We start from the raw sequence: 24,188 nt of genomic DNA on the forward strand, positions 1-24,188 counted from the left end.
TTAGACTTGTCCGATGGCCCACGCATCGGACTCCCTGGAAGCCACGACTTCCACTTCAGCCTCCCAGACCACCACCGTGCTGGGCGCCTGCCCGCACGATTGCCCCGACACCTGCGCGCTCGTCACCACCGTCAAGGACGGCGTGGCCGTGAAGCTGCAGGGCAATCCCGCTCACTCGCACACCGGCGGCGTGCTCTGCACCAAGGTGTCGCGCTACATCGAGCGCAACGACCATGCCGAGCGGCTGGTGCAGCCCCTGAAGCGCGTCGGCCCCAAGGGCAGCGGCCAGTTCGAGCCGGTCTCGTGGGACGCCGCACTGGACGACATCGCCGCGCATCTTCGGTCATTGCAGGGCGATCCGGAAACAATTCTCCCCTACTCTTATGCGGGCACCATGGGCCTGGTGCAGGGCGAGTCGATGGACCGGCGCTTCTTCCACAAGCTGGGCGCGTCGCTCCTGGACCGCACCATCTGCTCGATGGCCGGCGGCGAGGCCATGGTCCACACGCTGGGCGGCAAGGTCGGTATGCGGATCGAGTTCTTCGCCGAGGCCAAGCTGATCCTGATCTGGGGCAGCAACTCCATCGCCAGCAACCTGCATTTCTGGCGCCACGCCCAGGCCGCCAAGCGCGCGGGCGCACGGCTGGTGTGCATCGATCCGCGCAAGACCGAAACCGCGGACAAATGCGACGAGCACATCGCGCTGCTGCCCGGCACCGACGCCGCACTGGCCTTGGCGCTGATGCACGAGCTGATCGTGCACAACTGGCTCGACCACGACTACATCGCCAATCACACGCTGGGCTGGGAGCAGCTGCGCGAGCGCGCGCTGCAGTGGCCGCCTTCGCGTGCGGCCGAGGTCTGCGGCATTCCCGAGGCACAGATCGTGGCGTTGGCCGAGGCCTACGGCACCACCAGGCCCGCGGCCATCCGCCTGAACTACGGCATGCAGCGCGTGCGCGGCGGCGGCAACGCGGCGCGCGCCGTCGCCTGCCTGCCGGCGCTCGTGGGCGCGTGGCGCGATCGGGCGGGCGGGCTGTTGCTGAGCAGCTCGGGCCACTTCCCGGTCGACCGCGCCGCGCTGCAGCGGCCCGACCTGCTCGCAGGCCGCCGCCCGCGCACCATCAACATGAGCACCATCGGCAATGCGCTGCTCGACGAGGCCAGGCCGGTGAAGGCCATCGTGGTCTACAACAGCAACCCCGTCGCGGTGGCGCCCGATTCGGCCAAGGTGGTCGCCGGCTTCTCGCGCGAGGACTTGTTCACCGTGGTGCTGGAGCAGTTCCGAACCGACACCGCCGACTACGCCGACTACCTCTTGCCCGCGACCACGCAGCTGGAGCACTGGGACATCCACACCAGCTACGGACACACCGACGTGCTGCTGAATCGCCCCGCCGTCGCGCCGCGCGGCGAGGCCCGCAGCAACGCCTGGGTGTTCCGCGAGCTGGCGCGCCGCATGGGCTTCGACGAACCCTGCTTCTCGGACGAAGACGAGGCGCTGTGCCGCACCGCGTTCGCCGAGAACGCCATCGACTACGCACAGATGCTGACCCAAGGCTTCACCACCGTGAAGCTGCCCGAGGCACCGTTCGCCGAAGGCAAATTCCCCACGCCTTCGGGCCGCTGCGAATTCTTCAGCGCGCGCCTCGAAGCCATGGGCATGGACGGCCTGCCCGACCACGTGCCCAACTGGGAGCCGGCCGGCAGCTCGACCGAATTCCCGCTCGCGATGATCTCGCCGCCCGCGCGCAATTTCCTGAACTCCACCTTCGTCAACGTGACGAGCCTGCGCGCGATCGAGGTCGAGCCGCTGCTGGAGATCCACGCGGCCGATGCCGCCGCACGCGGCATCGAAGACGGCGCGATGGTGCGCGTGTTCAACCAGCGCGGCGAGCACCGCTGCCGCGCCGAGGTCTCGCGCCGCGCGCGCCAGGGCGTGGTGCATGGCATGGGCATCTGGTGGCGCAAGTTCGGCGGCGATGGCACCAACGTCAACCAGCTCACCAGCCAGCGGCTGACGGACATCGGCCGCGGCCCGACCTTCTACGATTGCTTGGTGCAGGTCGAACGCGCGTGAGGGGGCTGTCCGCATTGACACTGGCCGGCGCCCTGTTCCTCACAGGCTGCGCCGACCTGGGCTACTACTGGCAATCCGCCAGGGGCCACATCGGCATCATGCAGGCCGCCAAGCCCGTGCCCGAATGGCTCGCGGACCCGGCGACGTCGGCGCCGCTGAAGGCCAAGCTCGAGCTCACCCAGCGCATCCGCCGCTTCGCTTCGGCCGAACTCGGCCTGCCCGACAACGCCAGCTACAAGTCGTACGCCGACCTGCACCGCCCCGCCGCCGTGTGGAACGTGGTGGCCGCGCCGCCGTACTCGCTCACGCTCAAGAGCTGGTGCTTTCCGGTGGCCGGCTGCGTGGGCTACCGCGGCTACTACAGCGAAGACGCGGCCAAGGCCGAAGCCGAGGTGCAGCGCGCACTCGACCTCGAAGTGGCCGTGTATCCCGTGCCTGCGTATTCGACGCTGGGCTGGATGAACTGGGCCGGCGGCGATCCGCTGCTCTCCACCTTCATCGGCTATCCCGAAGGCGAGCTGGCGCGCCTCGTGATCCACGAGCTCGCGCACCAGGTGCTGTACGTGCCGGGCGACACGGTGTTCAACGAGTCCTACGCCACAGCGGTCGAGCGCATCGGCGGCGGGATGTGGCTGCAGCGCGAAGCCGGCGAGGCGGCGCGCCGCGAATACGCGCAGTTCGACGGCCAGCGCCAGGAGTTCCGCGCACTGGCTCTCAACACGCGCCGCACGCTCACGCAGGTGTACGAATCACCCGAGGCCAAGGCCAAGGACTGGGCCGCCGTCGAGGCGATGAAGAAGGCCGCGATGGCCGACTTCCGCGCACGCTATGCCGAGCTGAAGAAGGGCTGGCCCGGCCCGCGCCAGCGCGCCTACGATGGCTGGGTGGCGCGCGCCAACAACGCGGCCTTCGGCGCCCAGGGCGCATACGACGACCTCGTGCCCAGCTTCGAGGCGCTGTTCGAGCGCGAAGGCCGCGACTGGCCGCGCTTCTACACTGAGGTCCGGCGCATCGCTGCGCTGCCGACCACGGAAGAACGCCGGAGTGCCTTGCAGGCCGCCACCGGTATCCTGCAAACCCATTCCAGCGACAGCAACAACGGAGATCACGGTGCCTGACATCCATATCGAACGAAACCACACGCTGGGCATTGCCGGCGCCCGCGAAGTCGCGCGCCAATGGGTGCAGCAGGTCGAAGAGGACTACGGCCTGGAGTGCACCTACACCGAGGGCAAGACCTGCGATGTCGCCCAGTTCAGCCGCCCCGGCATCGACGGCACGGTCGAGGTGACCGCCGACACCTTCAAGCTCGAAGCCACGCTGGGCTTCCTGTTCAGCAGTTTCAGCGAGCAGATCGAGCAGAAGATCTCGCGCAATCTCGACGAACTGCTCGATTCGCCGAACGGCGGCGCGCGCTTCGCCTGAGCCCGGGGCGGCTCACACGATCGTGTAGCCCCCGTCGACCGGCAGCGCCACGCCGCTGACCATCGAGGCGCCATCGGAGAGCAGGAAGAGGATCGGCGCGACCACCTCTTCGACCTGCGCAAACCGTCCCATCGGAATGTTCCTCAAGACTGCCGCGCTCTTGGCCGGATCGGCCCAGGCCTCTTCGGCCATCGGCGTGAGCGTCACGGTCGGATTCACGCTGTTGACGCGGATGCCGTGCGGCCCGAATTCGAGGCACAGCGAGCGCGTGATCGCGTCCATCGCGGCTTTCGATGCGCAGTAGCAAAGGTGCGCATCGAGCGCGACCAGCGCGGCCTGGCTCGACACGTTGACGATGCTGCCGCGCACGCCGGCCGCGATCATCGCCTTGCCGCACCGCGAGGCGACCAGTGCCGCGGCGCGTGCGTTGACGGCCATCACGGCGTCGAAGCTTTCGGCCTGCAGGTCGAGCGCGGATTCGAGCAATGCGATGCCGGCGCAGTTCACCACGAGGTCGAAAGCCGGCAACGTCGCGAGCGCGCGTTCCAATGCGGCTGCGTCGCCCACGTCGATTGCCATTGGTGTGCAGCCTGCTTCTGCGTGCAGGGCGTCGAGTGCCGCGATGTTGCGGCCCATTGCAGTTACCGCTGCGCCCGACTGAGCGAGCTGCACTGCTACTGCGCGGCCGATGCCGCTGCTCGCGCCGGTCACGAGGGCGCGGCGGGTGGAGAAATCGAAGGTTGTTGTCATGGTGCTGTTGTCTTGTTTGGAGAGGTGTGATTCAGTGCGGGTGCACAGGCCACCGGGTACTCCCCTCCGCGAATGTCCTCCGGCCTGCGGCCTCCCCCTTGATTTCGCTGCGGGGAGCACCCGATGCCCTGTGCACTTGGGCACGCTGCTGGTTCGCAGCCGATCAACGACCGCTGCTCACAACGATCACGCCGACGGGGTGCATTGCGCAGCGAAATCAAGGAGGAGCCGAAGGCGGGGGACATTCGCGGAGCAAGGTACCCCGTCGGCGTGATCGCACCCCGAATGCACACGTGCCGAATCAAAAACGGAGGTTCATTTCATTCGGTGCATCGCATCGCGCAACGCAGGGTAGAGCGACTTGTAGATATCGAACCGCTCGCGATAGACAGCCTGCGCCGCGGGCTCAGGCCGCGCGCGCTCCACCAGCGTGACCCATCCGCGCTCCGCCGTCGCAGCATCGACCAGCCCCGCGCCGAGCGCCGCGAGCATCGCCGCGCCGAGGGCGGCCTCGACCTCTTCCTCGATGGTGAACACCGGGTAGCCCGTGATGTCCGCGACGATCTGCATCCACAGGTCCGAATGCGCCGCGCCGCCGACCACGATCAGGCGTTCGTCCAGCGGCTGCCCGCTTTGCCGGCCGGCCTCGATGTTGTGCTGCAGCGCGAAGCTCACGCCTTCGAGCACCGCGCGGTACAGATGCGCGCGGCTGTGCGCGAGGGAGAGGCCGATGAACGCGCCCTTGGCCTGCGCATCCCAGATCGGGCTGCGCTCGCCCATGAGGTAGGGCAGGAATACCAGGCCCTCCGCGCCCGGCGGCACGTCGACGGCCTTGCGCTCGATCAGCGCGTGCGCGTCTTCGCCGGTGCGCGCGGCCTCGGCCACCTCGGCCTGGCAGAAGGCTTCGCGGAACCAGGTGACGGCCGCGCCCGCGGTGATCGCGCCGCCGAACACATAGCTGCGGTCGGCACCGCGATACACGTGCGGCATCGTGATGAGCTTGTGGCGCGCATCCACCGTGGGGCTCACGAAGCCCCAGCACATGCTGGTGCCGATCATGGCCACGTGGTCGCCGCTGCCGGTCACGCCCGCGCAGAAGGTGGCCACCGCCGCATCGACACCGCCGGCCATCAACGGCATGCCTTCGGCGAGGCCGAGCTTCGCTGCCCACTCGGCGTTCAGGCCTCCGACCACATCGCTCGATTCGACCAGGCGCGGCGGCATCATGCGCGCCGGGATGCCGAGCATGGCCAGCGCTTCCTCTGACCAACCGCGCTCTGCCGCGTCGTACACGCCGCCGATGTTGCCGGCCGAGCTGTGGTCGACCGCGAGCTCGCCGGTGAGCCGCCAGTTGATGTAGCTGTTGGGCGGCAGGAACCAGCGCGTCTTGGCCCACACCTCGGGCAGGTGCTCGCGCACCCACAGGATCTTGGTGAAGCCGTAGTAGCTGTCCACGCCGTTGCCGGTGATCGCCTGCAGCCGCGCCACGTCGACCGTCGCATTTACCGCATCGACTTCTGCGGTGGCGCGCCGGTCCATCCAGATCAGGCAGGGGTGCAGCGGCTGCATGGCCTCATCGACCGGGATGCCCGCGCCGCCGTAGAGGCTGCTCACGCACATTGCCGCGATGTCCGATGCGGCAACGTCGCTCTTCGCCACGCAGGTGCGCACGCTCTCGCACACCGCGTCGAACCACACCGCGCAATCCTGCTGCGCCCACAGCGGCTTCGGCGTCTCGGGCTGGTAGGCCGCGCTGGCCTGCGCGTGCACCTTGCCGTCGATGCCGACCAGCAGGCACTTGGTGCTTTGGGTGCCGATGTCGACGCCGATCACGTATTTCATGGTGTGTTGTCTCTCAGGATTTCAGGATCGGGGCTGCGGCTTGAGCAGCACCTTGATGGAATCCAGCGAGTTTGCCAGCGCGAAGGCGCGCTCCCATTCGGTCAGGGGGAAGTCGTGCGTCACGATGCCCTTCGAGGTGACGAGCCCGCGCGCCAGCAGGTCGATGGCGATCGGATAGCAGTACGGCCCCAGGTGCGCGCCGCGCACGTCGAGTTCCTTGCGGTCGCCGATGATCGACCAGTCGGCACTGGTCTCCGAGCCGAACACGCTGAACTCGACGAAGCGGCCGAGCTTGCGGATCATCTCCAGCCCCTGCGTCACGCCGATGGGCGCGCCGGTGGTCTCGATGTACACGTCGCAGCCGTAGCCCTCGGTCAGGCCCTTCACGATGGCGTCGGCGTTCTCGGTCTTGGGGTTGATCGTCACGTCGGCACCGAACTCTTTTGCCAGCGCAAGGCGCTCGGGCACGAGGTCGATCACGATCAGTTTCTTGGGCGTCTTCAGCCGCGCGGCCTGCACCATCATCAGGCCCAGCGGGCCGGCGCCGGCGATCACCACCACGTCGTCCAGCTGGATGTCGCCGCGGTTCACCGTGTGGATCGCGCACGAGAGCGGCTCGATGATGGCCGCGTCCTCCAGCGAGATGCCGTCGGGGATCTTGTGCACGCGCGAGGTTGGCGGCAGCCGCATGTAGTCGGCCATGCCGCCATCGGCCACGAGGCGCTGGAAGCCGAAGATGTTGTGCACCTCGCACATCCAGTATTTGCCCGAAGTGCAGAAGCGGCACTTGCCGCAGGGCACGATCTGCTCGGCGATCACGCGGTCGCCTTTCTCGACGCCGAAGTGTTCGGCTGCACCTTCGCCGAGTGCCTCGACGTAGCCGAAGAATTCATGACCCGGGATCACCGGCGCCTTGACCCACGAGGGCTGGCCGTCGCCACCCCAGAACATCTTCGCGCCCGAGTGGCATTTGCAGTCGGAGGCGCAGATGCCGCAGGCCGCGATGGAGATCAGGAGTTCGTTGCGGCTGATGGTCGGCATCGGCACGGTTTCGAGCCGGTAGTCCTTCGGGCCGTGGCAGACGACGGCCTGCATGGCGGCGAGTTCGCCGATGGCGCCTGATGCGCCGGGTTGGAGTTTTTGATACGACATGGGGTCCTTGTGGAGGTCAAAGAGGTTGTTCGGTTTTTCTCCCTCCCCTTCCGGGGGAGGGCAGGGGTGGGGGCAAGCGGCGGTCGATGAGGCGCTGTTGTTGAACCAGCGCCGCTTGCCCCCATCCCAGCCTTCCCCCGGGAGGGGAAGGAGCAAGACAAAAAAGAGGTCAGCGTTTGGCTTCGCGGCTGATGAAGATGGCGAGCAGCACGATCCCGCCCTTGATGATCAATTGCAGATACGGCGACACGCCGATCATGTTGAGACCGTTGTTCAGCACGCCGAGCAACAGCGCACCGACCAGCGTGCCGACGATCGCGCCGCGTCCGCCTGCGATGGACGTGCCGCCCATCACCACCGCCGCGATGGCATCGAGCTCGAAGCCCACGCCCACGCCGGGTTGTCCGCTCGTGACGCGCGCCGCCTGCACGATGCCGGCGATGGCCGCGGTCAGACCACTCAACGCATAAACGAGCAGCTTGTAGCGCGACACGCGCACGCCAGACAGACGCGTCGCCTCTTCATTGCCGCCGATCGCATACACATACCGCCCGAACGGCGCCATGTTCAGCAGCACATACGCCACGAGGTACGTCGCCAGCATGATGAGGATCGGTACCTTGATGCCCGCGAGCACACCGCCGCCGAGAAAGGCGAACGACTCCGGCAGCCCGTCGATCGGATAGCCGCCGGTATAGATCAGCGCAATGCCGCGCGCGATGCCCATGGTGGCCAGCGTCACGATGATCGGCGGCATGCGCAGGTAGGCCACGCAGTAGCCGTTGAAGAGGCCGATCACCACGCCCACCGCCAGCCCGAGCGGCACGGCGAGCATCGGCGGCAGCCCGAACTGCACCATCATTCCCGAGGCCAGCGTGCCCGACAGCGCGACCACCGCGCCCACCGAGAGGTCGATGCCGCCGGTGAGGATCGCGGCCGTCATGCCCACCGCGATGATCGCGTTGATCGACGACTGCAGCGCGATGTTCTGCAGGTTGCCCCACGAGAGAAAGTTGTCGGTCGCGACGATCATGAAGACCGAGATCGCGACCAGCCCCACCAGCGGAAGGAAGGCCGTCGAGCGGCGCAACTGGGTGAAGAATCCGCCCGAAGGAACCGGCGGCGTGGGATGGCTGGCGGTGGCATTCATTGCGAACCCCCTGTGGTTGCGTGGCGCATGATGTCGCCCGAGTTGATGGAGTCGCCCTCGAGCGTGGCCACGATGGACCCGCCCGAGAACACCGCGACGCGGTCGCACATGCCGACGATCTCGGGCAGCTCGCTCGAAATCATCACGATGGCTTTGCCTTGGCGCGTGAGCTCGCGCATCAGGCTGTAGATCTCGGCCTTGGCGCCGACGTCGATACCGCGCGTGGGCTCGTCGAAGATCAGCACCTCGCTCGCATGGCCCAGCCAGCGCGCGATCACCACCTTCTGCTGGTTGCCGCCCGAGAGCGTGGCCACGCGCGTCTCGATGCTCGGCGCCTTCACGCCGACGCGCCTGGCGAGTTCGGCGGCCGACTGCTTCTCCGACTTCTGGCTCACGAGACCCGCGCTCCTGTGCTTGCCCAGGTTGTTCATCGAGATGTTGAAGCGGATCGTGAAGTCGGTGATCAGCCCCTCGACCTTGCGGCTCTCGGGCAGGAGGCCAATGCCGTTCGCGAGCGCCTCGGTCGGGTCGTTCAGCCGCACGGGCTTGCCGTTGCGCAGCACCGTCTTTCGGTGCACGCGGTCGGCGCCCATCATTCCCAGTGCGAGCTCGGTGCGGCCCGATCCCACGAGTCCCGCGAAGCCGAGGATCTCGCCTTCGTGCAGGTCGAAGCTGTTGACCGGCCCGCCCTTGGCAAGCTGGATCTCCGGCACTTCGAGCACCTTGCGTCCGCGCGGTGCGGGCACGGGCTTGGGCGGAAAGTTGTGCTCGATCTTGCGGCCGACCATCATCTGGACCAGCGCATCCACATTGGTTGCGCCCACGTCCGCGTGCCCCGCGTTGGCGCCGTCGCGCAGCACGCTGATGCGGTCGCACACCTCGAAGATCTCGTCCAGGTGGTGCGAGATGAAGATCATCGCCACGCCCTTGGCGCGCAGCTCGCGCATGATCCTGAAGAGATGCCCGGCCTCGTTCGGCGTGAGCGTGGCGGTGGGCTCGTCGAGCACCAGGAGGCGCGCCTTCAGCGACAGCGCCTTGCCGATTTCCACGAACTGCTGCTGCGCGACCGAGAGGCGGCAGATGGGCACATCGAGGTCGATCTGCACGCCCAGCTCGTCGAAGAGCTGCTGCGCCGAGCGCTTCATCGCCGCCTTGTCCATCAGCCCGAAGCGGTTCTTCAGGTAGCGGCCGAGAAAGATGTTCTCCACCGCGTTCAGGTACGGGATGAGGCTGAACTCCTGGAAGATGATGCCGATGCCCGCCGCGATCGCATCGCTGTAGCCCGCGAACTGGCGCTCGCTGCCGTCGATGAAGATGCGGCCCTCGTCGGCCTGGTAGATGCCGCCGAGGATCTTCATCAGGGTGGACTTGCCCGCGCCGTTCTCGCCGAGCAGCGCGTGCACCTCGCCCTTGTGGATCGAGAGATCGATGCCCGAGAGCGCCTTCACGCCTGGAAAGCGCTTGGAGACGCCTTCCAGCCGGAGCATCTCGGCGTTGTTGTTCGTTGTCACGGCGCGCTTCCGGAGGCTTACCAGGTGAAGGTCTTCGCGCCTTCTGCGTCGATCAGCTTCACATCGACCGGCACGGCCGCCGGCACGTTGGCGCCCCACTTCTTCGCAAGTGCGATGCCGATGGCCAGGCGGATCTGGTCGCGCGGGTACTGCGCCGTGGTCGCGATGAACTTCGAGCCTGGCTTCTGCATCGCCTTGATCGCTTCGGGCGCGCCGTCCACGCTGGTGAGCTTCACGTCCTTGCCGCTCGCGTCGATGGCCGCGAGCGCGCCCATCGAGCCGCCGTCGTTCACGCTGAAGATGCCCTTGAGGTCCTTGTTGGCCTGCAGGATGTTCTCGGTCACGGTGAGCGCGGTGGCGCGCTCCTGCTTGCCGTTCTGGGTGCTCACCACCTTGATGCCGGGGTACTTCGCGAGCGCTTCGCGGCAGCCCTTCACGCGCTCCAGGATCGGCACGACCGGAATGCCGTCGAGGATCGCCACGTCGCCCTTCTCGCCGATGCTCTTGGCCAGGTATTCGCAGGCCAGGCGGCCGGCGTCGGTGTTCTTGGAGCCGACGAAGGAGTCGACCGGGCCCTGGGCATTCGCATCGACGGCCACCACGATCAGCCCCGCCTTCTTGGCCGAGCGCACCGCCGACTGCACGCCGGTGGAGTCGGTCGGGTTCAGCAGCAGGATGTCGACCTTCTTCTGGATCATGTCCTCCACGTCGCCGATCTGCTTGGCCACGTCGTGCCGCGCGTCGGTGGTGACCACGGTCGCGCCGATGCTGGCGGCGGCTTCTTCCAGCGCCTGCTTCATCGTCACGAAGTAGGGGTTGTTGAGTTCCTGGAAGGTCATGCCGATGCGCAGCGGCTGCTTGGGCGCCTGCGCTTGTGCGGCGGTGGCGCCGCAGGCGAGGGCGGCGGTGAGGGCGGTGGCTTTGAGAAGGTTCTTCATGGTGGCTGTCTCCTGAGGTTGTTGGCTGTCGAAAAAACGCGGGCAAAGGCGTGCCCCACGCGGCGCCCGATGCGCCGCGCCGGTAACGACGCGGGGAACGAAAAACGAACGCCGGCTACGGCGAACTGGCGGCACGCGAGGCCGCGGCCTGCATGCGATGGAAATTGCGGAACTTGGTCGGCGGCATGCGCTTGTGCAGAAGGAACTGCCGGTTGAAGTTCGACACGTTGTTGAAGCCGACGTCCATGCAGACGTCGAGCACCGGCTTCTCGCTGTTGGTGAGCAGTTCGCAGGCGCGGCTGATGCGCAGCCGGTTCACATAGCGCACGAACGACTGGCCCGTGTGCTTGCGGAACGACCGCGAGAACGCGCTCGGGCTCTGGCCCACCAGCTCGGCCAGCATGGGCTCGCGCAGTTCGTCGCCGAGGTTGGCGGCGATGTGCGCGAGCACGTTGTTGATGGCGTGCGACATGAAGGCCTTCGGGTCGGGCTTGAACGCGGGGCTTGCGAGCCGCTGGCGGTCGTGGCTGTCGACCAGCAGTTCGAGCAGCGAGAGCAGCAGGATCACGCGGCGCAGGCCCCGCGCTTCTAGCAGCGATTCCATGATCGGCTTGGCTGCGATGGCCGTCTCGGCGGAGAACAGCAGCCCGGAGCCCGATTCGGCCAGCAGCGGCGCGATGCGCTCGAATTCGGGGAAGGCCGCGGCCATGTTCTTCATCAGCCCGGCCGGAAACTGGATCACGATGCCGCGCCGCTCGACGCTCTGGCCTGCGGGCACGTCGCTGATCCAGTTGTGCGGCAGGTCGGGGCCCATCAGCACGAGATTGCCGGGCTCGAAGTGGCCGACATGGTCGCCCACGAAATAGACGCCCCGGGTCTCGACGATCAACTGGATCTCGTATTCGGGATGGAAGTGCCAGCGCACCGTGCGGTACGGATAGCCGTGCGCCCAGGCGGTGAACGATTCATCGCTGCGAACTTCGACGATTTCCAGATCGGGCTGCATGAGCGGTCTTCTTTCCTTGTCTCTTTGTTCTGTGGGTGGCGTGTGACGGCGTGGGGCGGACTGTACGAATCGCCCATGAGGTCAACAACCAGAGACAGGGTCGGAAATTGATACTTTTTTGACCTTTGCGCCAGCAGACCGGCAAAGGCATTGCGGTGCAGCAAAGGCCTTTCTCCTCGGGAGAGATGAGTGATTCGCGCGCGATTGCTGCGGTGCGGAAATCGGCGGAAATGCCGCGTCAAGAATTCATAGGTGTTTTCCCGCCCCGGAGGGCGCGCGCCGCGGCACGGCACACTCTGGCGCCATGACGAAAACCTCTTCCTCCCAGGCCGCGCCGACCGCCACCGGCCCGCTCGCCGGCCTCAAGGTCGTCGAGCTCGGACAACTGATCGCCGGGCCTTTCGCCGCACGCACGCTGGCGGATTTCGGCGCCGAGGTGGTGAAGATCGAACCGCCCGGCACGGGCGATCCGCTGCGCACCTGGCGGCTGCTGAAGGACGGCACTTCGGTCTGGTGGCAGGTGCAGTCGCGAAACAAGCGTTCGCTCGCGCTTGACCTGCGCGAGCCCGAGGCGCAGGCCGTCGTGCGGCAGCTCGCGGCCGAGGCCGACGTGCTCATCGAGAACTTCCGCCCCGGCGCGATGGAGGGCTGGGGCCTGGGCCCCGACGACCTGCTGGCCGCCAACCCCGGCCTCGTGATGCTGCGCATCAGCGGCTACGGCCAGACCGGCCCGTACCGCGACCGCCCCGGCTTCGGCGTCGTGGCCGAAGCGATGGGCGGGCTGCGCCATCTCACCGGCGAGCCCGGCCGCGTGCCGGTGCGCGTGGGCGTGTCGATCGGCGACACGCTGGCCTCATTGCACGGCGTGATCGGCGTGCTGATGGCGATGCAGCACCGCCATGCGACGGTGAGTGCCGAATACCCGAAGGGCCGGGGACAGGTGATCGACGTGGCGCTCTATGAAGCAGTCTTCAACTGCATGGAAAGCCTCTTGCCCGAGTACGGCGAATTCGGTGCGGTGCGCGAGGCGGCGGGCAGCGCGCTGCCCGGCATTGCGCCGACCAATGCGTACCGCTGTGCGGATGGCGGCTACGCGATCGTGGCGGGCAATGGCGACAGCATCTTTCGCCGCCTGATGGAATGCATCGGCCGGCCCGATCTCGCGACCGATCCGGCGCTCGCCGGCAATGCGGGGCGCGTGGCCCAGGTGGAAATGCTCGATGCCGCCATCGGCGACTGGGCGGCCGCGCGCACGGTGGACGAAGTGCTGGCCGCCCTCGATGCCGCGCACGTGCCGGCCGGCCGCATCTACACCGTCGCCGACATCGCGGCCGACCCGCACTACGCCGCGCGCGGCATGCTGCAAGAGGTGCAGATGCCCGACGGCAGCGCGCTTGCGGTGCCCGGCTTCGTGCCGAAGCTGTCGCTCACGCCGGCCAGCCACCGGCACAACGCGCCGGCTCTGGGGGCGGATACCGATGCGGTGTTGAAGGAAATCGGATTGAGCGCCGAGCAGATCGCCGCGCTGCACGCGCGCGGGATCGTGGGGTGACTGGCGAGCGAAGTCAGGCTCGCAGCGATTCGATGAGGTCGATGTACTTCTGCTTGGCTTCGTCGGCACTCGCGCCCTTCTGTGCCGTCCACGCATCCCACTTGGCGCGCGCGACGATGTCGCTGAAGCTGGGCTTCTTGGCGGTGTTGTCGCCTTCGGTGGCCTGCTTGAAGAGGCCGTAGATCTTCAGCAGCGTCGGGTTGTCGGGGCGCTCGGCCAGGAGCTTGGAGTTGGCCTGGGCGGCTTCGAACTGGGCGTTGAGGTCGGACATGGTGGATGGATCCATCGAAAAACAAAACGGGAATCCCGCATCTTAAATTGCGCGGTACCTGCTCGTACCGAGCGGAAACAGGCTCAGTCGCGCAGGCCCGCCCGCGCCAGTTCGACATCCAGCCGCTCCCGCGCATCCGCCGGCTTCAGCGCCGCGGCCTGCTCGTAGAGGCGGGTGGCTTCGGCCATGCGCGAATCGCCGTGCAGCATCAGCAGGGCGCGGGCGTATTCCATCATTCCCGCGGGTGAATGCGGGTGCAGATGGAGGCCGCGCTCGAACAGCTCGATCGAGGTCTCGGCGCGCACGCCGTAGGTCATGCGTCCGACCAGCGCGCCCACCTTGTCGATCACCTCGGCATGGAAGGCGGCCAGCGCGATGTGCGCGTCGGCGTGGTTCGGCTGCAGTTCGATCACGCGCTCCAGCGCGCCCTTGAGCTTGGTGCCCAGGCCCTGCGCCAGAGCGCGCGCCACGCTGATGCCCTGGCTGTAGCGGCCCAGCGCGTAGGCCTGCCAGTAGAGCGCCTGGCAGTTGTCGGGCTCGGCGACGGCCTGCGCGCCCGCACGCTCGATCACCTGGCGGAACATCGCGAGCCGGATGCCTTCGCGCGGCTCGAGGTAGTTGGCATAGATGGCGGTGGCCTGGTTGGCGAGCACCAGGCCCTCGGAGCCGTGCAGGAGGCCGACCGCGGCCGCGCGTTCGAATTCGCCGCTGTGGTACAGCGCCCAGCCTTCGGCCAGCGGCGCATCGGCGTCCGGCGGCGGCAGGTGGTGGCCGGCATGCAGGCGCGGCCAGTGCGGCAGCACGCTGCGTGCGTCGAAACGCGGCACGTCGGCGTAGGGCAGGGGTGCCCAGGGTTCCGCATTGGCGGCCGCCGGGCCGGCGGACATCAACGAGAGCGGTTTGAAGTCGGGGTGGGGCATGGTTTGAACAGGCCCTAGGCCGCCATGTCGACAGTCGGAGCCACGTTGTGCGTGGCATCTTCGCCGTTGTAGGCATTGCTCAGTGTCAGCAGATGCCGCCGTTGTTCACGCCCGAGATAGGGCGCGAGCAGGTGCAGGGTGTGGTGGCCGCCGCGCATCAGCGCGCCCTGGGCGTGCGCCGGTTCCAGCGCCTCGCGCGGGTTGCGCACGTATTCGTAGCTGAGCCAGTAGGTGAGCACCACCACCATGCTTTGGGCCAGCGGGTCGACCTCGTGCGCGTCGATGTCCAGGTGGCCGGCACGGCTGAGGCCCGCGATCAGCTGGCGGATCGCGCGGGCCTTGTTCTTGAGCACCAGCTGGAACTGCGTCTCCAGGTGCCGGTTCTTGCTCAGCAGGTCGTTCAGGTCGCGGTAGAGGAAGCGGTAGCGCCAGATCAGCTCGAAGAGCGTGTGCATGAAGAACCACGCGTCCTCCACATCGTGCACGCCTTCGCTGGCATGCAGCAGCTCGTTGAGCTCGGCCTCGTAGCCCTGGTAGAGCTTGTTGATCAGCTCTTCCTTGGCGGGGTAGTGGTAGTAGAGATTGCCGGGGCTGATGTTGAGGTCGCCCGCGATGAGCGTGGTCGAGACGTTCGGCTCCCCGAAGCGGTTGAACAGGTCCAATGCGGCTTCGAGGATGCGTTGCGCCGTGCGGCGTGGCGCCTTCTTTGCCATGTCGGTGCCCCCGGTGTGTCTCTTGGTCTTGGGGACACTCTAGCGTATGTGCACCGCACCATGAACGGCGCGGGACATGTTTTGCGGCGCTTGTTTTTTGTGCAGCGCCGCAATTCGGAGAAAGGTCAGCCGGCCTTGGGGCGGCGCAGTGTCTTCTTCGCGGCGGTTGTGGGTGCTGCGGTCTTGCGCGCGGTGGTCTTGCGGGTGGTCGCCGCTGCCTTCGCATTGCCCCTCAATTGCGCTTCGAGGGCCTCGACGCGTGCCTGCAGCGCGGCCATGTCGGCGGCCGAAGGGACGCCGAGTTTTTCCAAGGCGCGCGCCACGCGCTCTTCGAAGATGTTCTCCAGCTTGCCCCACTGGCCCGCGGCCTTGGTGCCGAACTCGCTGGCGAAGCCGGCCATGCGCTGCTGGGCCTGGGCGAGGGTTTCTTCGGCGGCTGTCTGGGTCTTCTTCTGCATGCCGGCGCCGTCCTTGACCAGCGCCTCGAAGGCCTTGCTGCCCTCCTGCTGCATCTTGGCGAAGGCGCCGAGGCCGGCCAGCCAGATCTGCTGCGCGGAATCCTTGATGCGGTCCGAGGACTTGTTGCCGTTGTTGCTGTCGTCGTCTTGAGTCGCCATGCGAAGTAGTCCTTTGAAAACAATCGGCTGACTCTAGCTGCTGGACGGCGCTCCCGTTAGAGCTTCGCCTCTACGAGGATTACGGCGTCGCGCCGGCTGCGCGGCTGGCGTCCAGATGCGCCTTGGCGCGTTCCGCCAGTGCCATTTCGCCGGGCGTGCCGGGCACGAAGGCGGTCACCGGGAGCGGCCGGCCGTGCGAATCGACCGAGACGAAGACGATCAGGCACTCGGTGGTCTTCTCCATCACGCCGCCCTTCATGTCGCCGCTGCGCACCTCCACCGAGATGTTCATGCTGGTGGTGCCGGTGTAGGCGAGGCGGGCCTCGACCTCGACGAGGTCGCCGATCATGATCGGCCGGTGGAAGCGGATGCTGCCGATGAAGGCGGTGACGCAGTAGCGCTTGGCCCAGCTGGTCGCACAGGCGTAGCCGGCCTCGTCGATCCACTTCATGACCGTGCCGCCGTGGACCTTGCCGCCGAAATTGACGGTGCTGGGTTCGGCCAGAAAACGCAGGGTGATGGAAGACATGAGGCCGCCTTTGTTGGATGGGCTGTGGTGGGGAGCCGCGATTATGCGAGCGGGCGCCCGCTGTCGCCTGCGCCGCCCGTCGCTCGGGCGCGCACGCTCAGCTGCCGCTGAACAGCTGCGCCAGCGTGCGCCGCAGCCAGGCGTTGCCCGGGTCCGCGTGAAAGCGCTCGTGCCAGTGCTGCTTGACCGCATAGTCCGCCAGCGCGAAGGGCGTCTCCAGCAGCTTCACTGGCTCCTGCGTGGCCAGCACCTTGCCCAGGATGCGCGGCACCACCACCAGCAGTTCGGTGTGCGCCACGATCCGCGCCACGCTCAGGAAGCTCGACAGCCGCACCACCACATCGCGCTTGAGCCCCAGCCGCGCGATGGTCGTGTCAACGATGGCATGCCCCGTGCCCGAGGTGGACACCACCGCATGCGCCTCCGCCTCGAAGCGCTTGCGCGTGAGCCGCGCGCCGATGCGCGGATGGTTCTGCGCCGCGAGGCACACGAAGTTCTGCATGAACAGCGTCTGCTGGTAGAAGCCCGCGTCCAGCTGCGGCATGAAGCCCACGGCCAGGTCGACCTCGCCGTCCTGCAGGCGGCGGCCGCTGTTGGTGGAGATGATCTCGGTCTCGATGTGCACCCCCGGCGCCACGTGCCGCAGGTGGTCGAGCAGGCCGGGCAGCAGCACCACCTCGCTGATGTCGGTCATGCAGATGCGAAAGCGCCGCTGCGCCTCGGCGGGCTCGAAGCTGCTGCGGTTGCCCTGGGCCTGCGCCAGCTGCGCCAGCACCTCGCGCAGGTTCGGGTAGATGCGCTCGGCATGCGGCGTGGGCTGCATGCCCTGCGCGGTGCGGGTGAAGAGGCGATCGTCGAAGTGCGCGCGCAGCTTGTTGAGCGCGGTGCTGGCCGCGGCCTGCGCCATGCCCAACCGCTCGGCGGCCTTGGAGACATTGCCGGTCTTGTAGACCTCGTCGAACACGGCGAGCCATTCGAGATCGAGCTTGGACATGGTGTTCTCCGGGTTTCTTTGCTTAGGGCGAAAGACACCATTATCGAAATTTCGAATTCCGTGTATTGGCTACCGGTCTTGAGGAAATAGTGGGGCGGCTCAACAATGCCGCAACGGAGACAACCACGCATGAATCCCGCTTCCGCAAGCGCCCCGAAAAGCGCCCCGGCCAACGCCGCCGAACGCAGCGACTACTACGCCCGCATCCGCCCCCTGAACCTCACCCCGCTGTGGGAATCGCTGCACGCCCTGGTGCCGCGCGAGCCGCAGACGCCGTGCGTGCCCGCGCTCTGGCGCTACGACGAGATCCGCCCGTTGCTGATGGAGTCGGCCGAGCTCATCACCGCCGAGGAGGCCGTGCGCCGCGTGCTGGTGCTCGAGAACCCGGCGCTGCCCGGCAACTCGTCGATCACGCAGTCGATCTACGCGGGGCTGCAGCTCATCATGCCGGGCGAGGTGGCGCCATCGCACCGCCATGTGCAGTCGGCGCTGCGCTTCATCGTCGATGGCAAGGGCGCCTACACCACGGTGGGCGGCGAACGCACCACCATGCACCCGGGCGACTTCATCATCACGCCCTCGTGGGCCTGGCACGACCATGGCAACGAAGGCATCGAGGGCGTCAGCGAGCCGGTGGTGTGGCTGGACGGGCTCGACATTCCGATGCTGCGCTTCTTCGATGCCGGCTTTGCCGAGAACGACGACGCCAAGGTGCAGCACGTGGCACGGCCCGAGGGCCACAGCCTTGCGCGTTTCGGCCACAACATGGTGCCGGTGCGACACGACCATGTGTCGGCCACCTCGCCGATCTTCAACTACCCCTATGCGCGCAGCCGCGATGCGCTCGCGCAGTTGCAGAAGCAGGAAGCGCCCGATGCGTGGCTGGGCCACAAGCTGCGCTACATCAACCCGCTGACGGGCGGCTCGCCGATGCCGACGATCTCGACCAACCTGCAGCTGCTCCCGAAGGGCTTCGCGGGCAAGACGTACCGCGCGACCGATGGCGCCGTCTACAGCGTGGTCGAAGGCCACGGCGTCGCCGAGATCGCGGGCCAGCGCTTCGAATTCGGACCGCGCGATACCTTCGTCGTGCCGTCGTGGGCGCCGCTGCGCCTCCTGTCGCCGGTCGAGGACGTGGTGCTCTTCAGTTTTTCCGACCGTCCCGTGCAGCAGGCGATGGGCATCCTGCGCGAAGCCTTCCTCGAAGACGCCTGAACGGCGCCTGGCCTCTTTTCATTCATCGTTTGACCGTGTGCCGCCCCGAGCGGCAGGAGCCCCTCATGTCCTTCGTTTTCACACCTCCTTCCATCGTCGGCCTGCCCATCGCCGACTCCGACAAGCTGTTCCCCGTGCGCCGCGTCTACTGCGTGGGCCGCAACTATGCGGCGCATGCCCGCGAGATGGGATTCGACCCCGACCGCGAACCGCCGTTCTTCTTTTGCAAGCCCAACGACGACGCCTCGGTCGTGCCCGTCGCCGAAGGCCAGACCGGCACGATCCCGTACCCGCCGCTCACCAGCAACTACCACTACGAAGCCGAGCTCGTGGTCGCCATCGGCAAGGGCGGCCGGGACATCCCCGCGGACCAGGCCTCGGCCCACATCCACAGCTACGCCGTGGGCCTGGACATGACGCGCCGCGACTTGCAGATGAAGATGCGCGAGCAAGGCCGCCCGTGGGAAATCGGCAAGGCCTTCGACTTCTCGGCGCCCATTGCGCCGCTGCGCACGCTGGCCGACGTGGGCGAGATCAACGCGGGCGCGATCACGCTCACGGTCGATGGCGAGGTGCGCCAGAACAGTGACATCGCGCACCTGATCTGGTCGGTGAACGAGGTGATCGCCAATCTCTCCACGCTCTTCACGCTGCAGCCCGGCGACCTGATCTTCACGGGCACGCCCGAAGGCGTGGGCGCGGTGAAGGCGGGGCAGACGATCAAGGTGAGCATCGAGCGGCTGCCGTCGCTCACGGTTCGCATCGAGTGATCCCACCGAAGCGCAGAGGCCACCCGATGAGCACATCTCCCCCGAAGAACCCGCCCCGGGTGCTGCTCGTCGGCGGCGGCATCGGCGGCATGGCGGCCGCGCTCGCACTCGCGCGCCTGGGCGTTTCCATTGACCTGCTCGAACAGAGCGCCGCCATCGGCGAGATCGGCGCGGGCCTGCAGCTGGGTCCCAATGCCTTCGCCGCGCTCGACGCGCTGGGCGTGGGTGAGGCGGTGCGCCGGGGCTCGGTCTTCACGGACAGGCTGGTGATGATGGATGCGGTCGATTGCAGCGAAGTCGCCTCGGTGCCCGTGGGCGACGCCTTCCGCGCGCGCTTCAAAAATCCCTACGCGGTGAGCCACCGCGCCGACCTGCATGGCGCGATCCACGAGGCGGTGAAGCAGCACCCGCTGATCCGCTTCCACACCTCGGCGCAGGTCGAGTCCATCGACACTGGCACGCACGGTGTCACAGCGGTCACGCGCGACGGCCGCCGCTTCCAGGCCGACGCCATCGTGGGCTGCGACGGCGTGAAGTCGGTGGTGCGCGCCAAGCTCATCGGCGATGCGCCGCGCGTCTCGGGCCACGTCGTGTACCGCGCGGTCGTGCCCGCGCAGGACATGCCCGCCGACCTGCGCTGGAACGCGCCCGTGGTCTGGGCCGGCCCCGACTGCCACCTGGTGCACTACCCGCTGCGCCATGGCGAGCAATACAACCTGGTCGTCACCTTCCACAGCCGCGAAGAAGAAGAGTGGGGCGTCACCGACGGCAGCAAGGACGAGGTGCTGTCGTACTTCGAGGGTGTGCACGCGCGCCCGCGCCAGCTGCTGGACCGGCCGACCTCGTGGCGGCGCTGGAGCACCGCCGACCGCGACCCCGTCGCCCGCTGGAGCGAGGGCCCGGCCACGCTGTTGGGCGATGCGGCGCATCCGATGATGCAGTACCTCGCGCAGGGCGCCTGCATGGCGCTCGAAGACGCGGTGACGCTGGGTGCCGCGGTGAAGGCCTGCGATTTCGACATGAGCGCTGCATTCAAGCTGTACGAAGCGGCTCGCATTGCCCGCACGGCGCGCGTGGTGCTGTCGGTGCGCGAGATGGGGCGCCTGTATCACGCGAAGGGCGTCGAGCGGCTGGTGCGCAACAGCCTCTGGGTGGGGCGCACGCCGGAGCGTTTCTACGATGCGGTCGAGTGGCTCTATGCGTGGCGGCCCGAGCACTGCCTGGACGATGCGCCGGCATCACTGCAGCCTGTCGCGGCCGAGCTTTCCTTGCACTGAGACGAGTTTCTTCCATCATCACTATTCGAGGCCACAGGCCCAGGAGACAAGCACCATGAATTTCTCGCGCGCATTGCTGACGGGCGTCCTCGCCCTCACTGCCACCATCGCCACCACGGGCGCTCTGGCACAGGCCGGCGACTTCCCGAACAGGCCCGTGACGCTGGTCACGCCCTTCGCCGCCGGCAGCGGCCCCGACGCGGTGCTGCGCCTCGTGTCCGACAAGCTCTCACGCCTCTGGGGTCAGCGCGTGCTGATCGACAACAAGCCCGGTGGCGGCGGCTTCATCGCCATCGACCAGGCCCGCCGCGCCGCGCCCGACGGCTACACGCTGCTGCAGCTGGACAGCGAGCACGTCGCCGCGCTGCCGCACCTGTACAAGTCGAAGAACTTCGTGACGCTGCAGCACTTCGATCCGGTGGCCTCGCTGTTCCGCACGCCCTTTTTCGTGGCGGTGGGCACCGATTCGAAGTGGAAGACCATGGGCGACCTGATCGCCGCCGCCAAGGCCGAGCCCGAAGGCGTGGTGTACGGCTCGTGGGGCGTCGGCAGTCCGGGCCACCTGGGCGCGCAGCAGCTGGAGGCACTCACCGGCATCCGCATGCGGCATGCGCCGTACCGCGAGGTGTCGCAGCTGTATTCCAACGTCGGCACGGGCGAGGTGCCGTGGGCCTTCGCGAGCATTCCGTCGAGCCAGGGCATCTACAAGGCCGGCAAGCTGCGCTACATCGCGGTTGCGGCGGCCAAGCGCATTCCGCAGATGCCCGAGGTGCCGACCATGGCGGAGGCGGGCGGGCCGGCGTCGCTGGAGGTCAACTCCTTCGTCTCGCTGCTCGCGCCCAAGGGCGTGCCGGCGGCCGTCAAGGCAAAGATCAACGCCGATGTGGCCAAGGTCATCGCCGACCCGGAGATTCGCGCCCGCTTCGACACCTTCGCCTTCGAGCCGCTGGCCTGGTCGCCGGAAGAGATACAGCGCAATGCCGAAGCCAAGTCCAAGGTGTACGGCGAGCTGGTGCGCAGGGGAAACATCAGCCTCGACTGACGGGTCCGCACCTTGCCGGGGTTTGGTCCCGGCAGTTAAGCTGCCCCGCTGTTTACTTTTCGACGACATTTCACTTCCCTCGCCATGCAAGCCAAAAAACGAGCCCTGCTGATCGCCTGCGGCCTGGCAGCCGCCACCCTGCTGCCGTTCGCCGCCAGCGCAGACAACAGCGCCTGGCCGACCAAACCCATCCGCCTGCTGGTGGGCTTTCCGGGCGGCTCCACGCCCGACATCGCGGCGCGCACCATCGCCGAGCCGCTGGCCAAGGCGCTGGGCCAGCCGATCGTGGTGGACAACAAGGCCGGCGCCTCAGGCAACATCGCGGCCGACCAGGTGGCCAAGGCCACCGACGACCACACGCTGGGCCTCGTGATCAACGGCAACCTCACCTCGTCGAAGATGCTGTATCCGAAGCTGCCCTACGACCCGGTCAAGGACTTCACCTACCTTTCGCTGATCGCGACCGCGCCGCTCGTGCTGGTGGCGCAGAACAACCTGCCTTCGGGCACCGCCTTCTTCGACGCCGCGCGCCAGGCCGGCGACAAGTGGAACTACGGCTCGGTGGGCATCGGCTCGGTCGGCCACCTGGGCATGGAACTGCTCAAGAGCCGCGTGGCCGGCTTCAAGCCCGAGCACGTGCCCTACCAGGGCAATCCGCAGGTCATCACCGCGATGCTGGGCGACCAGGTGCAGATGGGCCTGATCCCGCCGGGCGTGGCCATGCCGCAGATTCGCGCCGGCAAGCTCAAGGCCATCGGCCTGACCGGCGGACGCAGCGCGCTGGTACCCGAGTTGCCGCCGCTGGCCGAAGCCGGCGTGAAGGACTTCAGCCTCGAGGTGTGGGTGGCACTGCTCGGTCCGGCCAACCTCTCGAAGACGGCGCAGGCGCGCATCGGCCATGAACTTGCGATCGTCATGAAAGACCCGGAGGTCCGCCGCAAGCTCTTCGAGCAGGGCTGGCAGGCCGTGGGCACCTCGCCGGACGGCATGCGCACGCGCGTGACGGAAGAGGCGGCGATCATGAGCAAGATCATTTCCACCCGCGGAATCAAGCTCCAGTAATGACAGTGCAGCCAAAGACCCTGACAGAACCGGCACGCGAGCTGCCGGTCTTCGGCGAATACGACGTGGTGGTGGTCGGCGGCGGCCCTGCCGGCATCGCGGCCGCCGTGAGCGCCGCGCGCCATGGCGCCAACACCCTGCTGGTGGAGCGCTACGGCTTCCTCGGCGGCATGGGCACCGCGGGCGGCGTGACCAACTTCGCGGGCCTCTACGGCAAGCGCAACGGCGAGATGACGCTGCTGGTGCGTGGCGTGGCCGACGACCTGCTCGATCGCATCGGCGCGCTGGGCGGCCTCAACACGCCGCAGGACGGCATGCAGGGCCGCATCCGCGTGCGTTCCTACGACACCTCGGCCTACAAGATTGCGGCCGACCAGTTGTTGCTCGACGCTGGCGTGAACCTGCTGTTCCATGCATGGGCGGCGGCGGTGATTCGCGACGGCGACCGCATCGCGGCCCTCGTGGTCGAGACCAAATCGGGCCGCCAGGCGATCCGCGCCAACGCCTTCATCGACGCCAGCGGCGACGCCGACGTGGCCGCCTTCGCGCGCGTGCCCTTCGAGGTGGGCGACGGCCACGGCAGCGGCCTGTTCCCGACCACGATGTTCCGCGTCGGCCAGGTCGATGCCGAGCCTGCGCTCGCGGCGGTGGGCGAGTTCAAGGCCATCAACGACCTCATGGCCGAGGTGCAGCAGCGCAAGCCCGGCACCTACAAATTCCCGCGCGAGGGCGCGATCCTCAGGCCCAACATCGATCCGCGCGAATGGCGCGCCAACGTCACGCAGATCCGCAACGCGGCCGGCCGCGCGATGAATGGTGTCGATGCGCGCGAACTCACCGAAGGCGAACTCGAAGGCCGCCGCCAGATCGCCGAGTACTTCAGGTTCATGAAGGCCGAGGTGCCGGGCTTCGCGCATTCGGCCATCGTGGAGATCGCACCGCAGGTCGGCATCCGCGAAACGCGGCGCATCGAGGGCCTCTATGCGCTCGCGGGCGAAGACATCCTCTCGTCGGCGAGGTTCGACGACAGCATCGGCATCAACGCCTGGCCGATGGAGATGCACGCCGACGGCCGCATCGAATGGGCTTTTCCGCGCGACGACAACCGCACCTACAACCAGCTGCCCTGGCGCATGCTGGTGCCGCGCCGGGTCGACAACCTGCTGGTGGCCGGCCGCTGCGCCGCGATGACGCACGAAGGCCAGTCGGCCGCGCGCGCGAGCGGCGGTTGTTTCGTGATGGGCCAGGCCGCGGGCACGGCGGCGGCGTCGCTGGGCAACGCGAATTTCGCGGACGTCGATGTGCCGGCGCTGCAGAAGAAGCTGGCCGCCGACGGCGCGGATCTCGACCGCTGAAGCCACCGAATCGGCGG

Annotated in this window: 23 protein-coding genes; 10 read left to right on the top strand and 13 right to left on the bottom strand. The window is 67.6% G+C overall.

The features are described from left to right. Window positions 1-13: 13 nt before the first annotated feature. Genes M2282_RS19880 through M2282_RS19890 form a run of 3 tightly spaced genes read left to right on the top strand, consistent with a single transcriptional unit; the run spans window position 14 to window position 3,505 of the window. Window positions 14-2,080 (top strand): molybdopterin-containing oxidoreductase family protein, encoded by a 2,067-nt coding sequence (locus tag M2282_RS19880; protein WP_280810491.1) that lies wholly within the window; start codon window positions 14-16, stop codon window positions 2,078-2,080. Then, window positions 2,077-3,198 carry an aminopeptidase gene (locus tag M2282_RS19885; RefSeq protein ID WP_280810492.1) on the top strand — a complete coding sequence of 374 codons (1,122 nt, stop codon included), beginning with the start codon at window positions 2,077-2,079 and terminating at the stop codon, window positions 3,196-3,198. Before M2282_RS19880 ends, M2282_RS19885 begins: the two co-directional genes overlap by 4 nt. After that, window positions 3,191-3,505, top strand: a complete 315-nt coding sequence (locus tag M2282_RS19890) for a polyhydroxyalkanoic acid system family protein (protein WP_280810493.1) — start codon at window positions 3,191-3,193, stop codon at window positions 3,503-3,505. The genes M2282_RS19885 and M2282_RS19890 overlap by 8 nt, the downstream gene beginning before the upstream one ends. A gap of 12 nt (window positions 3,506-3,517) precedes the next feature. Here M2282_RS19890 and M2282_RS19895 read toward each other — a convergent pair whose 3' ends face one another. The 7 genes from M2282_RS19895 to M2282_RS19925 form a co-directional block, all read right to left on the bottom strand. Next, complete coding sequence (locus M2282_RS19895; protein ID WP_280810494.1) at window positions 3,518-4,255, bottom strand: SDR family oxidoreductase; 738 nt, start codon at window positions 4,253-4,255, stop codon at window positions 3,518-3,520. A 315-nt stretch (window positions 4,256-4,570) separates the two neighbouring features. Then, on the bottom strand, window positions 4,571-6,097 hold the full coding sequence (locus tag M2282_RS19900) for an FGGY-family carbohydrate kinase (RefSeq protein WP_280810495.1): 1,527 nt from the start codon (window positions 6,095-6,097) through the stop codon (window positions 4,571-4,573). A 21-nt stretch (window positions 6,098-6,118) separates the two neighbouring features. Further along, entirely contained in the window at window positions 6,119-7,249 is a 1,131-nt protein-coding gene (locus M2282_RS19905; protein ID WP_280810496.1) for an alcohol dehydrogenase catalytic domain-containing protein, read from the bottom strand. A gap of 169 nt (window positions 7,250-7,418) precedes the next feature. Next, entirely contained in the window at window positions 7,419-8,399 is a 981-nt protein-coding gene (locus tag M2282_RS19910) for an ABC transporter permease (RefSeq protein WP_280810497.1), read from the bottom strand. Then, window positions 8,396-9,886 (bottom strand): sugar ABC transporter ATP-binding protein, encoded by a 1,491-nt coding sequence (locus M2282_RS19915; protein WP_280810570.1) that lies wholly within the window; start codon window positions 9,884-9,886, stop codon window positions 8,396-8,398. The genes M2282_RS19910 and M2282_RS19915 overlap by 4 nt, the downstream gene beginning before the upstream one ends. Before the next feature lie 41 nt (window positions 9,887-9,927). After that, the gene (locus M2282_RS19920; protein WP_280810498.1) at window positions 9,928-10,848 is read right to left on the bottom strand and encodes an ABC transporter substrate-binding protein; all 921 of its coding nucleotides are present in this window, start codon (window positions 10,846-10,848) and stop codon (window positions 9,928-9,930) included. Window positions 10,849-10,963: 115 nt separating this feature from the next. Continuing rightward, complete coding sequence (locus M2282_RS19925) at window positions 10,964-11,854, bottom strand: AraC family transcriptional regulator (protein WP_280810499.1); 891 nt, start codon at window positions 11,852-11,854, stop codon at window positions 10,964-10,966. Window positions 11,855-12,158: 304 nt separating this feature from the next. Between M2282_RS19925 and M2282_RS19930 the strand changes: the two genes are divergently transcribed. Beyond that, window positions 12,159-13,406, top strand: coding sequence for a CaiB/BaiF CoA transferase family protein (locus tag M2282_RS19930; protein WP_280810500.1), 1,248 nt, complete (start codon window positions 12,159-12,161; stop codon window positions 13,404-13,406). A gap of 13 nt (window positions 13,407-13,419) precedes the next feature. Here M2282_RS19930 and M2282_RS19935 read toward each other — a convergent pair whose 3' ends face one another. The 6 genes from M2282_RS19935 to M2282_RS19960 form a co-directional block, all read right to left on the bottom strand. Further along, window positions 13,420-13,677 carry an acyl-CoA-binding protein gene (locus tag M2282_RS19935; RefSeq protein ID WP_198787041.1) on the bottom strand — a complete coding sequence of 86 codons (258 nt, stop codon included), beginning with the start codon at window positions 13,675-13,677 and terminating at the stop codon, window positions 13,420-13,422. An 83-nt stretch (window positions 13,678-13,760) separates the two neighbouring features. Next, a complete protein-coding gene (locus M2282_RS19940; protein WP_280810501.1) occupies window positions 13,761-14,597 on the bottom strand; it encodes a hypothetical protein in 837 nt (278 codons plus the stop codon). A gap of 14 nt (window positions 14,598-14,611) precedes the next feature. After that, on the bottom strand, window positions 14,612-15,310 hold the full coding sequence (locus M2282_RS19945) for a TetR/AcrR family transcriptional regulator (RefSeq protein ID WP_280810502.1): 699 nt from the start codon (window positions 15,308-15,310) through the stop codon (window positions 14,612-14,614). Between the two features lie 125 nt (window positions 15,311-15,435). Further along, the gene (locus M2282_RS19950) at window positions 15,436-15,927 is read right to left on the bottom strand and encodes a phasin family protein (protein ID WP_280810503.1); all 492 of its coding nucleotides are present in this window, start codon (window positions 15,925-15,927) and stop codon (window positions 15,436-15,438) included. Between the two features lie 79 nt (window positions 15,928-16,006). Beyond that, window positions 16,007-16,456, bottom strand: a complete 450-nt coding sequence (locus M2282_RS19955; protein WP_280810504.1) for an acyl-CoA thioesterase — start codon at window positions 16,454-16,456, stop codon at window positions 16,007-16,009. A gap of 97 nt (window positions 16,457-16,553) precedes the next feature. Then, window positions 16,554-17,450, bottom strand: a complete 897-nt coding sequence (locus M2282_RS19960; protein WP_280810505.1) for a LysR family transcriptional regulator — start codon at window positions 17,448-17,450, stop codon at window positions 16,554-16,556. Between the two features lie 129 nt (window positions 17,451-17,579). Between M2282_RS19960 and gtdA the strand changes: the two genes are divergently transcribed. The 6 genes from gtdA (at window position 17,580) to M2282_RS19990 (ending at window position 24,171) form a co-directional block, all read left to right on the top strand. Then, complete coding sequence (gene gtdA / locus M2282_RS19965) at window positions 17,580-18,665, top strand: gentisate 1,2-dioxygenase (RefSeq protein WP_280810506.1); 1,086 nt, start codon at window positions 17,580-17,582, stop codon at window positions 18,663-18,665. 65 nt (window positions 18,666-18,730) lie between these two features. Next, on the top strand, window positions 18,731-19,435 hold the full coding sequence (locus M2282_RS19970; RefSeq protein WP_280810507.1) for a fumarylacetoacetate hydrolase family protein: 705 nt from the start codon (window positions 18,731-18,733) through the stop codon (window positions 19,433-19,435). Between the two features lie 26 nt (window positions 19,436-19,461). Then, on the top strand, window positions 19,462-20,712 hold the full coding sequence (locus M2282_RS19975; protein WP_280810508.1) for a 3-hydroxybenzoate 6-monooxygenase: 1,251 nt from the start codon (window positions 19,462-19,464) through the stop codon (window positions 20,710-20,712). A 55-nt stretch (window positions 20,713-20,767) separates the two neighbouring features. Next, on the top strand, window positions 20,768-21,754 hold the full coding sequence (locus tag M2282_RS19980; protein ID WP_280810509.1) for a Bug family tripartite tricarboxylate transporter substrate binding protein: 987 nt from the start codon (window positions 20,768-20,770) through the stop codon (window positions 21,752-21,754). 84 nt (window positions 21,755-21,838) lie between these two features. Then, the gene (locus M2282_RS19985; RefSeq protein ID WP_280810510.1) at window positions 21,839-22,816 is read left to right on the top strand and encodes a Bug family tripartite tricarboxylate transporter substrate binding protein; all 978 of its coding nucleotides are present in this window, start codon (window positions 21,839-21,841) and stop codon (window positions 22,814-22,816) included. Further along, on the top strand, window positions 22,816-24,171 hold the full coding sequence (locus M2282_RS19990) for an FAD-dependent oxidoreductase (RefSeq protein ID WP_280810511.1): 1,356 nt from the start codon (window positions 22,816-22,818) through the stop codon (window positions 24,169-24,171). Before M2282_RS19985 ends, M2282_RS19990 begins: the two co-directional genes overlap by 1 nt. The last annotated feature ends 17 nt before the right edge of the window (window positions 24,172-24,188 follow it).

This window comes from Variovorax boronicumulans, from assembly GCF_029892485.1.
Lineage (GTDB): Bacteria > Pseudomonadota > Gammaproteobacteria > Burkholderiales > Burkholderiaceae_C > Variovorax > Variovorax boronicumulans_B.

What these genes read in the sequence shown, in the direction of transcription:
- M2282_RS19880 (WP_280810491.1), top strand. Translation starts at nt 14, where the DNA reads ATGGCCCACGCATCGGACTCCCTGGAAGCCACGACTTCCACTTCAGCC.
- M2282_RS19895 (WP_280810494.1), bottom strand. Translation starts at nt 4,255, where the DNA reads ATGACAACAACCTTCGATTTCTCCACCCGCCGCGCCCTCGTGACCGGC.
- M2282_RS19900 (WP_280810495.1), bottom strand. Translation starts at nt 6,097, where the DNA reads ATGAAATACGTGATCGGCGTCGACATCGGCACCCAAAGCACCAAGTGC.
- M2282_RS19905 (WP_280810496.1), bottom strand. Translation starts at nt 7,249, where the DNA reads ATGTCGTATCAAAAACTCCAACCCGGCGCATCAGGCGCCATCGGCGAA.
- M2282_RS19910 (WP_280810497.1), bottom strand. Translation starts at nt 8,399, where the DNA reads ATGAATGCCACCGCCAGCCATCCCACGCCGCCGGTTCCTTCGGGCGGA.
- M2282_RS19915 (WP_280810570.1), bottom strand. Translation starts at nt 9,886, where the DNA reads ATGCTCCGGCTGGAAGGCGTCTCCAAGCGCTTTCCAGGCGTGAAGGCG.
- M2282_RS19920 (WP_280810498.1), bottom strand. Translation starts at nt 10,848, where the DNA reads ATGAAGAACCTTCTCAAAGCCACCGCCCTCACCGCCGCCCTCGCCTGC.
- M2282_RS19925 (WP_280810499.1), bottom strand. Translation starts at nt 11,854, where the DNA reads ATGCAGCCCGATCTGGAAATCGTCGAAGTTCGCAGCGATGAATCGTTC.
- M2282_RS19930 (WP_280810500.1), top strand. Translation starts at nt 12,159, where the DNA reads ATGACGAAAACCTCTTCCTCCCAGGCCGCGCCGACCGCCACCGGCCCG.
- M2282_RS19935 (WP_198787041.1), bottom strand. Translation starts at nt 13,677, where the DNA reads ATGTCCGACCTCAACGCCCAGTTCGAAGCCGCCCAGGCCAACTCCAAG.
- M2282_RS19940 (WP_280810501.1), bottom strand. Translation starts at nt 14,597, where the DNA reads ATGCCCCACCCCGACTTCAAACCGCTCTCGTTGATGTCCGCCGGCCCG.
- M2282_RS19945 (WP_280810502.1), bottom strand. Translation starts at nt 15,310, where the DNA reads ATGGCAAAGAAGGCGCCACGCCGCACGGCGCAACGCATCCTCGAAGCC.
- M2282_RS19950 (WP_280810503.1), bottom strand. Translation starts at nt 15,927, where the DNA reads ATGGCGACTCAAGACGACGACAGCAACAACGGCAACAAGTCCTCGGAC.
- M2282_RS19955 (WP_280810504.1), bottom strand. Translation starts at nt 16,456, where the DNA reads ATGTCTTCCATCACCCTGCGTTTTCTGGCCGAACCCAGCACCGTCAAT.
- M2282_RS19960 (WP_280810505.1), bottom strand. Translation starts at nt 17,450, where the DNA reads ATGTCCAAGCTCGATCTCGAATGGCTCGCCGTGTTCGACGAGGTCTAC.
- gtdA (WP_280810506.1), top strand. Translation starts at nt 17,580, where the DNA reads ATGAATCCCGCTTCCGCAAGCGCCCCGAAAAGCGCCCCGGCCAACGCC.
- M2282_RS19970 (WP_280810507.1), top strand. Translation starts at nt 18,731, where the DNA reads ATGTCCTTCGTTTTCACACCTCCTTCCATCGTCGGCCTGCCCATCGCC.
- M2282_RS19975 (WP_280810508.1), top strand. Translation starts at nt 19,462, where the DNA reads ATGAGCACATCTCCCCCGAAGAACCCGCCCCGGGTGCTGCTCGTCGGC.
- M2282_RS19980 (WP_280810509.1), top strand. Translation starts at nt 20,768, where the DNA reads ATGAATTTCTCGCGCGCATTGCTGACGGGCGTCCTCGCCCTCACTGCC.
- M2282_RS19985 (WP_280810510.1), top strand. Translation starts at nt 21,839, where the DNA reads ATGCAAGCCAAAAAACGAGCCCTGCTGATCGCCTGCGGCCTGGCAGCC.
- M2282_RS19990 (WP_280810511.1), top strand. Translation starts at nt 22,816, where the DNA reads ATGACAGTGCAGCCAAAGACCCTGACAGAACCGGCACGCGAGCTGCCG.